12 protein-coding genes are annotated in these 14,833 nt (G+C 51.6%); 6 read left to right on the plus strand and 6 right to left on the minus strand.

Features of this window, described 5'->3' with window-relative positions; translation table 11 throughout:
* Positions 1-60 precede the first annotated feature (60 nt).
* The 3 genes from MT343_RS03315 to MT343_RS03325 all read left to right on the plus strand — a co-directional run bounded on the left by MT343_RS03315 (position 61) and on the right by MT343_RS03325 (position 4,224).
* A complete protein-coding gene (locus MT343_RS03315; protein WP_145469890.1) occupies positions 61-741 on the plus strand; it encodes a LuxR C-terminal-related transcriptional regulator in 681 nt (226 codons plus the stop codon).
* Positions 742-805: 64 nt separating this feature from the next.
* Positions 806-3,643 (plus strand): excinuclease ABC subunit UvrA, encoded by a 2,838-nt coding sequence (gene uvrA / locus MT343_RS03320; RefSeq protein ID WP_145469889.1) that lies wholly within the window; start codon positions 806-808, stop codon positions 3,641-3,643.
* Positions 3,640-4,224 carry a tRNA-uridine aminocarboxypropyltransferase gene (locus tag MT343_RS03325; protein ID WP_145469888.1) on the plus strand — a complete coding sequence of 195 codons (585 nt, stop codon included), beginning with the start codon at positions 3,640-3,642 and terminating at the stop codon, positions 4,222-4,224. The genes uvrA and MT343_RS03325 overlap by 4 nt, the downstream gene beginning before the upstream one ends.
* 87 nt (positions 4,225-4,311) lie before the next feature.
* Here the strand turns inward: MT343_RS03325 and MT343_RS03330 are convergent, their stop codons facing one another.
* From MT343_RS03330 to MT343_RS03340, 3 genes are all read right to left on the minus strand, one after another.
* A complete protein-coding gene (locus MT343_RS03330; protein WP_222428585.1) occupies positions 4,312-4,740 on the minus strand; it encodes a phosphate ABC transporter substrate-binding protein in 429 nt (142 codons plus the stop codon).
* Between the two features lie 11 nt (positions 4,741-4,751).
* On the minus strand, positions 4,752-5,876 hold the full coding sequence (locus tag MT343_RS03335) for a porin (RefSeq protein ID WP_145469887.1): 1,125 nt from the start codon (positions 5,874-5,876) through the stop codon (positions 4,752-4,754).
* Positions 5,877-5,985: 109 nt separating this feature from the next.
* Entirely contained in the window at positions 5,986-7,248 is a 1,263-nt protein-coding gene (locus MT343_RS03340) for an adenylate/guanylate cyclase domain-containing protein (RefSeq protein ID WP_186435979.1), read from the minus strand.
* A gap of 260 nt (positions 7,249-7,508) precedes the next feature.
* Between MT343_RS03340 and MT343_RS03345 the strand changes: the two genes are divergently transcribed.
* Positions 7,509-7,679 carry a hypothetical protein gene (locus MT343_RS03345; RefSeq protein ID WP_186435978.1) on the plus strand — a complete coding sequence of 57 codons (171 nt, stop codon included), beginning with the start codon at positions 7,509-7,511 and terminating at the stop codon, positions 7,677-7,679.
* 36 nt (positions 7,680-7,715) lie between these two features.
* Positions 7,716-8,927 carry a phosphoserine phosphatase SerB gene (gene serB / locus MT343_RS03350; RefSeq protein ID WP_145469885.1) on the plus strand — a complete coding sequence of 404 codons (1,212 nt, stop codon included), beginning with the start codon at positions 7,716-7,718 and terminating at the stop codon, positions 8,925-8,927.
* Between the two features lie 74 nt (positions 8,928-9,001).
* On the opposite strand, the gene MT343_RS03355 is transcribed toward serB, so the two are convergent.
* The 3 genes from MT343_RS03355 to epmB all read right to left on the minus strand — a co-directional run bounded on the left by MT343_RS03355 (position 9,002) and on the right by epmB (position 14,192).
* The gene (locus MT343_RS03355) at positions 9,002-11,101 is read right to left on the minus strand and encodes an EAL domain-containing response regulator (RefSeq protein ID WP_145469884.1); all 2,100 of its coding nucleotides are present in this window, start codon (positions 11,099-11,101) and stop codon (positions 9,002-9,004) included.
* A 117-nt stretch (positions 11,102-11,218) separates the two neighbouring features.
* On the minus strand, positions 11,219-13,036 hold the full coding sequence (locus MT343_RS03360) for a GTPase (RefSeq protein WP_145469883.1): 1,818 nt from the start codon (positions 13,034-13,036) through the stop codon (positions 11,219-11,221).
* A gap of 133 nt (positions 13,037-13,169) precedes the next feature.
* Complete coding sequence (gene epmB / locus MT343_RS03365) at positions 13,170-14,192, minus strand: EF-P beta-lysylation protein EpmB (RefSeq protein ID WP_145469882.1); 1,023 nt, start codon at positions 14,190-14,192, stop codon at positions 13,170-13,172.
* A 47-nt stretch (positions 14,193-14,239) separates the two neighbouring features.
* Between epmB and efp the strand changes: the two genes are divergently transcribed.
* The gene (gene efp, locus MT343_RS03370) at positions 14,240-14,806 is read left to right on the plus strand and encodes an elongation factor P (protein ID WP_145469881.1); all 567 of its coding nucleotides are present in this window, start codon (positions 14,240-14,242) and stop codon (positions 14,804-14,806) included.
* Positions 14,807-14,833 lie beyond the last annotated feature (27 nt).

The raw sequence follows: 14,833 nt of genomic DNA on the forward strand, positions 1-14,833 counted from the left end.
CTTAGCACTGGTTTTGGAAGACCGGTTAAGGATCAGCAACAGGCATAAAGGAGTTATGTTATGGATCGTCAGGCAAGCCTCCCAGGTCGTCGCATTATCTTATTCGGCCAACAAAATCTGCAGAATTCCATTCTCATTGGTTACATTCACCAGCGTACAAATATCGACTGCCAGCTGGTCAGCGTGCCGGAATGGCGTGAAGACTGGAATCGTTACCCCTGTAAAACGCTTGTGCTGGTTGACGCTGAATGCGCACGTCCGGAAAAACTGCATGATTTACTGGAGCAGGTGTACGAGCAGCCGGTGGATATAAAGGTGGCTTTCTTCAATACTCCGCATAATCATCCGGTTGAACGCCTGATGGCCTGGCCAATGGTCAATGGTCTGTTCTATCGTGAGTGTTCACAACAACAGCTGAGCAAAGGCATTGTTGGCCTGTTTGAAGGCGAATACTGGCTGCCGCGTCAGCTGGTTGGGCAGTATCTGGAACGCACCCGCCATAAGCCCCGTAAAATGACCACCACCACCACGGTACTGACCAAGCGCGAGAAGCAGATCCTGCGTTTAACTGCGACTGGCGCGACTAATATCGAAATTGCGGACAAGCTCAACGTCAGCATGCATACAGTTAAAACCCATATTTATAACCTGTTCAAAAAGATTGGTGCGGGCAACCGTATTCAGGCTGTGAACTGGGCTAAAGAGTATATGGAAGAGCTGTTGCACGAATCAGTTGAATAAGCGGCTGAACTCAACCTCTGCCTGAACTACAATGGCGGCTTTTCTCTGATGTGATGAGCCGTCTATGGATAAGATTCAGGTGAGAGGGGCCCGTACCCACAATCTCAAGAATATCGATCTGGATATTCCCCGTGACAAGCTGGTTGTTATTACGGGGCTGAGTGGCTCGGGCAAATCCTCTCTGGCATTTGATACGCTCTACGCCGAAGGGCAGCGCCGTTACGTCGAGTCTCTGTCGACCTATGCCCGTCAGTTCCTGTCGATGATGGAAAAGCCCGATGTTGATCTGATTGAAGGTCTGTCACCGGCTATCTCCATCGAACAGAAGTCCACCTCACACAACCCCCGCTCGACCGTTGGTACGGTTACCGAAATCTACGATTACCTGCGTTTGCTGTTTGCCCGTGTTGGGGTGCCACGTTGCCCTGAGCATGAAGTCGCACTGGAAGCCCAGACGGTCAGTCAGATGGTCGACAGCATTATGGATCTGCCGGATGACAGTAAACATATGATTCTGGCGCCGGTAGTACGTGATCGCAAAGGCGAACATCTGCATGTGTTCGACAGCCTGCGTTCACAGGGTTTTATCCGCGTGCGGGTGAATGGTCTGGTCTGTGATCTGGACGATACACCGGAGCTGGATAAACGCCGTAAGCACAGCGTCGAAGTTGTGGTGGACCGCTTTAAGGTGAAAGAAGGTATTGAACAGCGTTTGTCAGAGTCGCTGGAAACCTGTCTGGAGCTGAGCGGTGGCCTGGCTCTTGTGGCCTCGATGGATGACGATAAAGCCGAGCCTCTGCTGTTTTCGTCACAATTTTCCTGTCCGCATTGTGGTTATAGCTTATCCGAGCTGGAACCGCGTCTGTTCTCCTTTAACAATCCGGCCGGTGCCTGTACCAGCTGTGATGGTCTGGGTGTAAAACAGTATTTTGATCCGGAGCTGGTGGTGCACGATCAGAATCTGAGCATTGGTGAAGGTGCGATCCGCGGCTGGGACAGACGCAGCATTTACTATTATCAGATGCTGAGCTCGGTGGCTGAGCATTATGGTTTTGATATTGAGAAAAACTTCGGCAAATTAACCGCTAAACAACGCGACCTGCTGCTCTACGGCAGTGGCGATGAAGCGGTGAATTTTAATTACGTCAATTCCCGTGGCGACCAGATTATCAAGGCGCATCCTTTTGAAGGTGTGCTGCCAAACCTCGAACGTCGCTACCGCGAAACCGATTCGCAGATGGTGCGCGAAGAACTGAGTAAATATCTCAGTGTACAGCCATGCCCATCCTGTGAAGGCTCACGTCTGCGGGTTGAAGCACGTAATGTGTTTGTCGGCGATAAAACCATTCATGCCTGTACAGCGATGCCGGTTGAGCAGGCATTTGATTATTTTACGGAGCTTCACCTGGCTGGCCATCGTGGTGAAATTGCCGAAAAAATCCTGAAAGAAATCCGCGAGCGCCTGCGTTTTCTGGTTAACGTCGGACTCGAATATCTGACGCTGAACCGCAGTTCCGATACTTTATCCGGTGGTGAAGCGCAGCGTATCCGTCTGGCGTCGCAGATTGGTGCCGGTCTGGTTGGCGTTATGTATATTCTCGATGAACCTTCTATCGGTCTGCATCAGCGCGATAACGACCGTCTGCTGAAAACCCTGTTTCATCTGCGTGATCTGGGAAATACCGTGCTGGTGGTCGAACACGATGAAGATGCCATCCGCAGCGCCGATTATTTAATTGATATCGGCCCCGGGGCTGGTGTGCATGGTGGCGAAGTGATTGCACAGGGCACGCCGGAGCAGGTGTTTGCTAATCCAAACTCGGTTACCGGACAGTTCTTATCCGGCAAGCGTTCTATCCATGTACCGGAAAAACGTACGCCTTATGATCAGAATAAGGTTCTACAGTTAAAAGGCGCCCGTGGTAATAACCTGAATAATGTCGACCTGACCATTCCGCTGGGACTGATGACCTGCGTGACCGGCGTGTCCGGCTCCGGTAAATCCACTCTGATTAACCGCACATTATTCCCGTTGGCTTCAACAGCGTTAAATGGTGCCACGACCCTGAAAGCCGCTGAGTACGATTCGATCGTTGGCCTGAAGCAGCTGGATAAAGTCGTCGATATTGATCAGAGCCCGATAGGACGGACACCACGTTCCAACCCGGCAACCTACACCGGTATTTTTACCCCGGTACGGGAATTATTTGCCGGTACGCAGGAATCCCGTTCCCGTGGCTATAAAGCCGGACGTTTTTCATTCAACGTGAAAGGTGGCCGTTGTGAAGCCTGTCAGGGTGATGGCGTTATTAAGGTAGAAATGCACTTCCTGGCTGATATCTACGTTCCCTGTGATATCTGTAAAGGCAAGCGCTACAACCGCGAGACGCTGGATATCCGTTATAAAGGTAAAAATATCCACGAAGTGCTGGATATGACGGTTGAAGATGCGCGTGAATTCTTCGACGCTATTCCGGCGGTGGCGCGTAAATTACAGACGTTGATGGATGTTGGCCTGAGTTATATCCGCCTTGGTCAGGCAGCGACAACCTTGTCTGGTGGTGAAGCTCAGCGGGTAAAACTGGCGAAGGAATTATCGAAACGCGATACCGGTAAAACGCTGTATATCCTGGACGAACCAACCACCGGCCTGCACTTCCATGATATTGAACAATTACTGGCGGTATTGCATCGCCTGCGCGATGACGGCAATACCATCGTGGTGATTGAGCATAATCTGGATGTGATTAAAACCGCCGACTGGATTGTTGATCTTGGCCCTGAAGGTGGTTCCAAAGGTGGTTATATTATTGCCGAAGGAACGCCGGAAGAGGTGGTGAAGAATAAAGCTTCACACACCGGTCACTTTCTTAAATCGTTGCTTAAACCGCGGAAAAAATGAGCTCAGAGTTTGTTCAGAAACGCCGGCACTGTGAACAGTGCCGGCGTCCTCTGTCGGTTTGTCTGTGTCCGTACATCCACGTTTTTTCCAGTCCGGTAGAACTGATTATCTGGCAGGATCCTACCGAGGCGCGTCATCCTTTATCAACAGCACCCTTACTGCATAAAAGCATTGCTGGCAGTCGTTTGCTGGTGGCTGATTGCCTGCAACCACAGGATATTTTTGCTGCAGGTGAGCAGAGTACAACAGCGCTGCTGTATCCGTTTACACATAAACCCGCATTGGCAGAAAACGCGCGTATTCACATTCGGCAATTACTGATATTGGATGGAACCTGGCGTAAAGTCCGGCGTTTATTGCACCTGAATCCCTGGCTGAATGATTTACCTCATATTGTTTTAACACCACAACAACCCAGTGGTTATGCAATACGTGCATCACAGCAATGTGGTGGGTTGTCGACTATTGAGGCCGGTGTCAGTGCATTGCAATGGCTTGATCCGTCGCAGGATTATCAGCCTGTTTTACGGGTATTGAACAGAATGGTCGAAGTTCAGCAGGGTTTTGGTCATAAGGGCTGAAGGTGCAGCGAATATTCTGGGTTTTTATTTTCGGACATAAAAAAAGGCGCCGAAGCGCCTTTTCAGAGTATTTAATATCTGAATAAATCAGAATTTAAAGACAACCTTAACCGAGCTATCCACGACAGATGAGTCGACATAACCGATAAGGTTAGGGTTTTTAGAGACCAGATTTTTGATGTCGGCATCTGAGCCAGATTCTTTTGGCGGAGTACCTTTACCGGTAAAGATCAGTCGCGACCAGTAGGCTTTTAACTGGCTGGAGCTTTTGCCCAGCACTTTATCGTTAAAGGCTTCACGGCTGGCAGAACCTTCGTTCTGATCGACGGGAATCGCCTGACTGCCATCGGGAAAGTTCGACGTCTTTCCCAGAAAAACCCGTGAAATGGTATCCTGATCCAGTGCAGAGTTGGCGTTGGAAGCGCTGACAATCACAGCAACTTCGGCATTGGCCAGAGCAGTGACAAAGAACGTCATGGCAATGGCAAGTCGGGAGATCACTTTAAACATATTCATATACTCTCTCCTTAAAATACCAGACTCATACCGACATTATAGAGCAGGCCGGATTCACCTTTTGCACCATTAACCAGTTCTTCGTCATGCTGTTGAATATCGACTTTAAACGCTGTACTGCTGTCGTAGTCATAACGCATCCCGAGGATAATACTGTTTTCTTTGGACTCTGCATTTTTCTGGACCTGACCGACAACACCAGACTCAAGATCATCTTCTGCAACGGTATAGGTCAGGTGCACTGTTGCATCACCGAAGCGCTGGGCAGCACTGATCAGATAGGCGCTGTCATCGTTGAGTAATGCGGTAGTCTGGTCCAATGCAGTCCATTCAGCAATTACCGCAGTACTGCCGTTATCGTATGACACGGATGCCTGATAGAACTTGGCTTTATCTTCATCGGCAGTGAACTCATCACCGACGCCAGCAAGAGCACCGCCTGCTGCAAGATTATCGAGGGCGCGGCCATTAGGCCCAGCCAAAGCTGCATTTGCATCTAAGGTCAGATCTGCCTGGTGATAACTCAGACGGGCACCGAAGTCACCGGAGTTCAGGCTGAAAACCATACCCGCTGCGCGGCGCAGTTCAATGTGGTAGGTGTCGCCGCTCAGCGTAAAGTCGTCATTGTAGCGACCGGTGTAAGCCTGGATAGAACCGTCCATGCCGCCGATGGCGAAGCGGTGTGTCACATCAACACCACTGATGGATGAAAATGCATCCAGACGATAAACAATTGAAGGCGGACGCACCCAGTTATAGGCGTAGCCTACTTCAAGGAAGTCTGAATAATAGAAAAATGGTGTACGCAGACGACCCATACGGATGTCGGTATTTTCATTGGCTGCGTAAGTAACATATGCCCAGGATGCTTCAGTGCTGTAGTTATCGCTGCCGCGGGATATTAACTGGACGGTGGCTGATGTTGTGTCGTTGACCTGCTTGGACATCTGCAGCCCAACCACTGTGCCGACATCGAATGAAACGCCGTCATCGTAACCATCCAGTGAAATATCTTCGGTGGACAGATTGCCGGCGGTTACATTCATGAAGCCATTAATATTTAAATCGTCAGAAAAAGCAGCGGGGCTGCAGGCCAGCAGCACTGCCGCTGCCAGGCCAGATTTGCGAAGAACCATGGATAGTATCCTCTACTGTTGGTTTCACAGATAACCTTAGTAGAGGTCTGGAATAGTTCAAATTGGCAATGTTTTTATTTTCTTCTGTGTTTTGGGGAATAAAAGATCTTCAGGCATTTTCTGTCATTGCGGTGATATGTTTGATCTGCCGCTGAATTAACAATTGGTTCTTTTCGGCCAGACTGTTAAGCCAATAGCTGGCCTGCTCACGTCCGTGTAAATCGGATACCATCGGCCCTTCTTCCCAAGCAATACCTGCATCCTGAGGGATATGGCTGAGCAGCTCCTGACTGACCAGCAGGCGACGTTCTTCACCACTGGTAGCAAGGTGGGAAGCCCAGTGCACTGTATCGCCGATCAGGCTGCACTGGATTTGCTCATCATCACTTAATGGTGCCATCAGTACCGGGCCCCAGTGGGCGGCAACGCGGAATTCGACCGGGAGTGTTTTGCTGTCGTGATCGCGAAGATGAGAGATCAGGCCGAGGAATAATTGCGCGGCATAAAGGCAGTGCAGGGCTTCATTACCGTGTCCTGATTGCGGGTCGCGTGACATACCGAACAGCATGACAACACCATCTCCCAGATAACGATCCAGCTTGCCGTTATAAAGTTTGGCCGCATGGGACAAAAGCCGATGATATTGGTTGAGGGTTTTACTCAGTTGCTCAGCACTCAGACGGTTCTGAAGAATTTCGAGATCCTGAATCTCAATAAACAGCAGTGCGCATTCATGGTAACGCAGCAGCTCACCTGTGGCCGGCGGAGCAGAAATGAAACGTCCCAGCGCTTCCTGCATCGCACGTTGCTGTTGCTCTTTAATGGCAATGTTATTCAGGGTGCTGTGCAGCTGTTTCAGGTCGGACAAAAGCGGTGGTGGTGGCAGGTGCAGAAGGTCTTTGCCTTCCTGCCAGTTAGACAGGCGTTGTTGTAACTGGCGTAAATAATGGAGATAGCGTTCGCTCAGCTGATACACGACAAGAGCTGCCAGCAGTGCTGCCAATGCGCTGGCAATTAATCCGAGGGCAAAATAGCGGCGGGCAGTTTGTTCCGCGCTGCTGAGATTGATGTCGGCGCGCAGTAGCCCAATGGACAGATTGTCCTGAGTAACCGGCTGGCTGATCTCAATGCTGTCCGGTGATGGCCGGCCACTTTCGGCGATGACCTGCTGGCTGGCATTGAGTACACGGATGGCATCGATTTCGGGTCCCTTACTCCAGTCGCTCAGGGTAAGGCTGATACTGATGCGGTCCTGACGCAGCAGGCTGGGTGCGAGGGCAACGGTCAGACGCTGTAACTGGCGCTGTGCATCCTGACGCAGCTTTGCAGACAGCTGGGTTTCCAGATGGGTGTATGTCAGGCTGCTGATCAACAGGCCTGTCAGTAAAATCAGAAAGGCTGCGAGCAGGCCGCAAATTTGACTTGTATTCAACTTTTGCCCAATCAGGCTGGCGATCCGCATCACATTACTCAAACAAACGAAGATTTCCTCAACATTGGTGGTATTATATGCGCCGCCTGCAGTAACGCTAGGGCGAAACGGCAATTGTCAGTCCTCTTATTTGAGGACAGCGGATGATCATCCGGCATGCTGTAAACCGAATTTATAATTTTGATGAATGGGGATTCACCATGAGCGACGTGAAACAGTCTCTGCAAGATAAGCTGCAACAACTGGAAAAAGGTCTGTACCTGATGAGCGTTGACCGCGTACGCGCGCTGTCTGTACATGAAACCGTTGAGCTGATCGAAGAGCTGCGTGCGGTTGTTGCTGCTGCCAAAGCTGACGCCGGCAAACTGTAATTGCATCAAACTGATCTGCCTGCAGGTGTAACGTCCGTGACTGAATTGGTTCTAATCCGAGTGACTGGGGCCGATAAGCCCGGGTTAACCTCCAGCATCAGCGCCATTCTGGCGCAATATGATGTCACCATTCTTGATATTGGCCAGGCCGAAATCCACGACACCTTGTCGCTGGGTATTCTGGCCGCCATTCCTTCCCGTGCCGAATCGGCACCGGTATTAAAAGATGTGCTCTTTAAGGCTCACGAGCTGGGCCTGTCTGTCCGCTTTACTCCGGTTACACCGGAAAGCTACGAGCATTGGGTTAATGGTCAGGGCAAGCCGCGTCATATTATTACGCTGCTGGCCCGTGCCATTGAAGCCGATGCTATTGCCCGTATTACGGCAATTGTGGCTGAGCATGGTCTGAATATTGATCAGATTAATCGTCTGTCCGGGCGTGTTCCTCTGGTGCAGACTGAGCAGAACACCCGTGCCTGCGTCGAGTTCTCGGTGCGTGGTGATGCCGAGCAAAGCGTGATGCGCGCTCAGTTTCTGCAGGTTGCCAATGAACTGGGCGTGGATATCGCCTTCCAGGAAGACAACGTTTACCGTCGTACCCGTCGTCTGGTTTGCTTCGATATGGATTCAACCCTGATTGAAGCAGAAGTGATTGATGAGCTGGCCCGGGCGGCCGGTGTGGGTGAGCAGGTGGCGGAAATCACCGAGCGCGCCATGCAGGGGGAACTGGACTTTATCCAGAGCTTCGAACAGCGTGTGGCGCTGCTCAAAGGCCTGAGTGGCGATGTGCTGCAGGGAATTGCCGAACAACTGCCGGTTACCGAAGGCGCTGAACGCCTGATCCGTAACCTGAAAGCGCTGGGTTATAAAACCGCCATTCTGTCGGGGGGCTTTAATTACTTTGGCCGTTATCTGCAGGACAAGCTGGGCATCGACTATGTGTATGCCAATGAGCTGGAAATGGAAGATGGCGTAGTCACCGGCCGGGTGACCGGGCGTGTGGTGGATGGTCAGCGTAAGGCTGAGCTGCTGCGTGAACTGGCGGAGAAAGAAGGCATTCGTCTGGAGCAGACCATTGCGGTGGGGGATGGTGCAAACGATCTGCCGATGCTCAGCATTGCTGGTCTTGGTATTGCTTTCCGCGCCAAACCGCTGGTGCGGGAAAACGCTAAGAATGCAATTTCGACACTTGGGCTGGATGGTATTCTGTACCTGCTGGGCTATCGCGACCGCGATATTCTTGAGTAAAACACTCTGCAACAGCCACAAAAAAGCCCGGCTCAGTATCATGGTACTTGCCGGGCTTTTTTGTGACTCAGTGATTACTCCTCATTTTCGTCACTGAAGTTGTAGCTCATTGCGCTCTGTGGTGGCTGAACGTAGTAGCCCTGAATAAAGTGAACCCCCAGCTGCCAGAGTGAAGCAACCGAGTTTGCGCTTTCAACCAATGGCACAATGGTGCGTTTTTCTTCTTCGTGCAGACCTTCAAGCAGGGCTTTCAGGTGTTTCTGCGCTTCAGGGTTTTGTCCCAGTTCTTGAGTAAAGGAACCATCAACTTTAACGTAATCAACCGCCAGGTGTTTCAGGGTCTGCATCGGATTCAGCGCGCAGCCGAAACGGCTGAGTGCCGCCGGAATGCCTTTTTCCATCAGCGAGTGGCTGAATTGCTGAGTTTGTTTCAGCAGACGGCTGGCGTCTTCTTCATTGAACTGGAAGATCACCGAACCTTTTGGCAGCTTGGCGGCGTTGATTGCGACACCAATCCAGCCGGGCAGAGTGTCATCGGCCAAGGATGCGGCTGACAGGTTGATAAACATCCGGGTGTTATGCCCCTTCGCCCGATGTTCACCCAGTAATTTAGTGGTGTGCAGAATGACCCAACGGTCAATCTTGCGCTTCAGATCATCGCTGATATCAGTGTTATTCAGGAAATCACCGCCAGACAACTCATCGCCATTCGGATGATGCAGACGCAGTAAGGTTTCATAGTGTTCGGTTTCTTCGCCGCGCAGGCTGATCATCGGCTGGAACAGCAGGCGGAAGCTGTTATTGCGGATGGCGTCAGTCAGCGTTTGCTGCAGGTTGCTGCTCTGTTGCGGCTCGTCCATTTCTTTTGGCAGGAAGAGATGAACACCATTGCCACGCTCATGGCCAGCCTGCTTACGCACATCATCGGATGCATGATGCGATTGCTGCAGAATATCTTCCGGCCGTGAACTGTTTTCGGTGATCAGTGACAGGCCGATACTGGCGGTCACTGTAACGGTGCGGTTGCCGATATCAATTAAGAGATGCTCAATCTTATCGCGCAGGCGCTCGCCAAACTGCAGTGCGGATTCGGCATCGGCGCCCATACGCATACAGGTGAAAATATCCTCACCAATACGGGCCAGTACGTCTTTCTCATTGATCTGTGCTTTGAGGCAGTTACCAATTTCACTAATCACGGTATCGGCATTGCTGATGCCAATTTCGCTTTTGATTTTGCCGAAATGGTCAATGTTGATATACAGCACTGCACCTTTAGCACCTTTTAATACAGCGCTGTCGACGGCTTCTTCCAGACGGGCATTGAAGTAGGGTTTGTTGTACAAGCCTGTCATCAGATCACGGCTGCTGATTTCTTTCAGTTTGGCTTCCAGCTCGCTGTTATCGGCATTAGTGCGGATAACGACCTGAGTACAGCGTTCATCACCATAAGTGGCCGCAGAGAAGGTCATCAGCATAGGAAAGGTGTGGCCCTTGTCGTTGATACCGGTGGTTTTCAGTTCCTGACTGCTGCCCTGTTCGGCATGATAGGTTTTCAGAAAGCTTTTAAAGCCGGCCTGACCTGAGCTGTCGACCATATCCATGATCGGCATTCCTTCCAGCTCTTCTACTGACGCATAACCAAAGAGTTCGAGATAGGCCTGATTGGCGTATACGTGCATACCATCGTGAATATAGGCCACCGCATCTTTTGAACTTTCGAGCAGATTCTGGCAGCGCTTTTCGGCATCACGGATACGAACTTCCAGTGTCCGCAGTTCACGACGGGTGCGCAAATGGCGTAATTCCCGCTGGATAACCAGCAGCAGCAGATTGCTTTCGTCAATGGGAACCACGGTACAGGCGCCACGTTTGATGGCCGCTTCCATAATCATGGCATCGACATCTTCAGTGATCAGAATGACGGGCAGGTCTTTATTCAGTCGCTTGATCTGCTTCAGCAAATCATCATAACCGATGCCATTAACGTCTGGCTGAGCAACCAGAAGGTCCCAGGATTTTTCCTGAAGCTGTTCGTTCAGGTCTGCCAGTGAGGTAATCTGATGCGCCCGGGTGGCGCTGCCGGAATTACGCATCAGACTCACCAGGCTTTCGGCATCATTCTGGGTTTCTGTGAGCAACAGCAGATGCAATGTGTCCCGACTTGTCGACATGCCAACCTCTGGTAAATAAAAAAGCGATTATAGAGCCCGTGAGTAAAAAAAAAATGACCGGGTGTGACAAAACGGTCAGAAGGGCATTTTAAAACGATCAGATGGTGGTATATAGGATCAGAGTTTGTTCCAGATGGAATCAAAGTCATCTTCACCCAGTCCCGGCGTTTGCTGCATCCCTGATGACTGAGCCTGACTGGCTGCACCGGCACTGCGGAACTGAAACTGACTGAAACTGCTGGTTGATGTCAGTCGCTTGGTCAGCTGATAACGACCCTGTAATTCAGGATACATTAATTCGACCTTATTGCCTGTGCGGAAGGGGATGCGCGGCAGCAGCAGTGTTGCAGGCTGAGCAATGGCCTTGATTGCGGGCAACAGCAACGCTCTCATATAAGGACCGTTGCTGCCGGTTTTCTGCAGTAACCGCGCTGCGCCGACTTCGGCTTTTGGGGCTAACAGTTCAACGCCGAGCTGTGTACCCTGATCGCGCAGGTGACGAATCCAGCGGATCACACCGATGGACCAGTGTTTAACTCCGCGCTCCTGAATGCCTAATAATTCTCCGGCCTGAATACTGGCCGGCACTTCTCCGTTCCAGTGAATACAGTAACCGCCCGGGCTGGTATTAATCAGATCAACCTGATGTGCAGGGTATTTTGTGGTGACTTCGTCACTGCTTTCTTCCTGCGCCTTGTGTTTATTGATGAACTCAATGGCATCAATATTCAGTGCGGTATTTTCGGCAATACGGGCACCGCCGGCATCGAAGGCATTAGCCCAGACATCGCCTTCGCTGCTGGCTTTGCCGACATCAACGCTGCGCTCAACCTCGCCTTCCAGAGTCTTGGGTTTAACTGAGGCCAGCATCTTTTCGAAATCCTGCTGACCACCGCTGTAATAGTGGGTTGCAGAAAGCCCGATGCAAATACGCAGCTGGCCTTCGGTATGTGCACGGCGGAAGGAGCGCTGCCAGTGGATTCCCCAGGACTGAATGGCGTGGGACAGCAGGTTGTCGCTGAGCTTGCCGGGAACGGTAATCTGATGGGTGCCATTAGGATTGGCTGCCCAGTGTTTCAGTGCTTGTACCAGCTGCGCGGTATTCAGGCTGCGGAACAACGGCTTTTGTGCATCTCGCAGGTGCTGGCGGTACTGTCCCGGACGATCACGGTGCAGGTTAATAATAAACAGAGCGCTCTCATCGTCGGCGGCAGACAGAGAAGCAGATTCCGCCCACAGCTCGCTGGCATCGTACAGTTGAGCCAGATCTTGCTGGCGCAGGTTATTAGGCTTGGCGGTTCCTAGCAGGTGAGCGCGGATATACACATCCTGAATGGTGGATGTGGATAAAAAACGGGTCTGGCGGTCACTGACTTTATAGGTCAGCAACTTGTGCATTTCTGCCAGCAGATAAAGCTGGTTGATCTCCAGCCAGGCGTGCTCCGGCGGCTGACAATACAGCTGGAAAGCACGCAGTATGGTTTGGTTGGTATCGGATATCGCGCGGTGGATCGCCAGCGTAACCACTTTGGAGGGCTTGTCTGCCGGGGCAACACGGCTGATGCTGTGCGCCACAACCATCTTATAACCGGTGGCCAGATGTCCCTGCAGCGCCTGACTGAGATTGGCGATTTTCAGCTGTTTATCGTTCAGTGATATGGACGATTGCAGAAAGTGTTTATTCAGCAGGGTGCAGATGGAATAGATGTAAGGACGCACCACTTCCAGCACTTTAAAGCGCAGCAACGGGTCGGTGTTCCATTGATTCAGCTCGCGGATAGCCTGATATAACTGACGTGCAGCTTCACCGGTGTTGGCCATAGGTAATTCTTTGGCCCACTGGGTAACGCCCTCAACATTACCCGCACAAAATGATGGCTGCGCGAGAGGCGTTGTCGGTATGTGCAGTTTTATCGGTGTTTTCGGGCTTTCCATGCAATCCTGCTGTGATTAAACCAAAGTTTTTCATCCGGCGGATTTTTGCCGAACCTCATACACAGTATAGCGACTTTGCCGTAAGTGCATGTGATTCATAGCAAAAGCCTACTTCCTTATAGGCAATATCCGTTTACCTGTCGAGGTTGATTGGGGACTTGTTCGCTTTGCCTGCTTCCTCGCGAACCAGGCGTGGAACCAGGTATCCGGGTAATTCAGCCAGCAGTTGTCGGTACAAAAACACGGCTTCCTGCTCGCTGATATCAAAATGATGAGCCCCCCGGACTGAATCAAGCAGGTGAAGGTAATAAGGCAGCACCCCAAATTCAAACAACCGTTCGCTTAAATCAGACAGAATACCGAGCGTGTTGTTCACTTTTCTCAGCAATACGGCTTGGTTCAGCAGGGTAATACCGCTCTGACGCAGTGCCTGTAATGGCAGGCGCAGGGCGTCACTGAGTTCGGTTGGATGATTGATATGCAGAACCATGCTGACCTGCAGACGGCTGTTGCTCAGCAGGCTTTGCAGTGCCGGGGTCAGACGCTGCGGGATCACGACTGGAAGGCGACTGTGAATGCGCAGGCGACGCACATGTGGGATGGCTTCTGTCAGGGTAACCAGTTCCTGCAGGGCATCATCCTGCAGCAGTAAAGGATCGCCGCCACTGAGGATCACTTCGCTGATGCTGCTATCCATCGCGACATAATTCAGCGCTTCTGCCCACTGCTTGCGGCTGATGCGGTTGTCGCCATAGGCAAAGTGGCGGCGGAAACAATAGCGGCAGTTAACGGCACAACCGCTGGTGGCCAGCAACAGCACCCGGCCGCGGTATTTGTGAATAATCCCTGGCTGGATATTGGTGTCTTTTTCCGCCAGTGGGTCGGTGATATAGCCCGGCCGGTGTTCGTTTTCCGTTGCCTGTGGCAGCACTTGCAGCAGTAATGGATCGACTGCATTGCCGCTCTGCATCAGTGCGGCATAAGTCCGGGGTACCAGCATGCTGAATTCCTGACAGGCCTGCAGGCGTTCTGGCATCTCTGACAGTGGCAAATCGAGGTATTCCAGCAGTTCCTGAGGACGGCGGAATGCCTGGGCCAGAATCTGCTGCCAGTCTTCGCCCTCAACAGCGGCGGCAGATCGCGTTATGATAGGCAACTTGATATGAATTCCTAAGAAGCGATTAATTTAAAACGGGTTATTACATGGCGAATTATTCTACCAACGAATTTAAATCAGGTCTTAAAGTCATGCTGGATGGCGAGCCCTGTTCCATTCTGGATAACGAATACGTTAAGCCGGGTAAAGGCCAGGCGTTTAACCGCGTTAAATTGCGCAACCTGCGTAATGGCCGTGTGGTGGAAAAAACCTTCAAGTCGGGTGATTCGCTGGAAGGCGCCGATGTGATGGAGCTGGAGATGGAATATCTCTACAACGACGGTGAATTCTGGCATTTCATGGCCACCGACGGTTCTTTTGAACAGCATGCTGCCTCTCAGGAAGCGCTGGGCGATACGGTGAAGTGGCTGAAAGAACAGGAAATCTACACCATTACTCTGTTCAACGGTGCTGTACTGACTGTCGCTCCGCCAAACTTTGTTGAGCTGGAAGTGGTGGAAACCGATCCGGGTCTGAAAGGCGATACCGCTCAGGGCGGTAACAAGCCGGCCACGCTGACCACCGGTGCTGTGGTTAAAGTGCCGCTGTTTATTAATATCGGTGACAAGCTGCGTATCGACACCCGCAGCGGCGACTACGTCAGCCGCGCCTGAGTCCTCGGCGCTGTTACAGGGGAGCTT

The sequence above is a fragment of the Venatorbacter sp. C2-1 genome (assembly GCF_022832715.1).
GTDB classification, from domain to species: domain Bacteria; phylum Pseudomonadota; class Gammaproteobacteria; order Pseudomonadales; family Oceanobacteraceae; genus Venatoribacter; species Venatoribacter alkanivorans.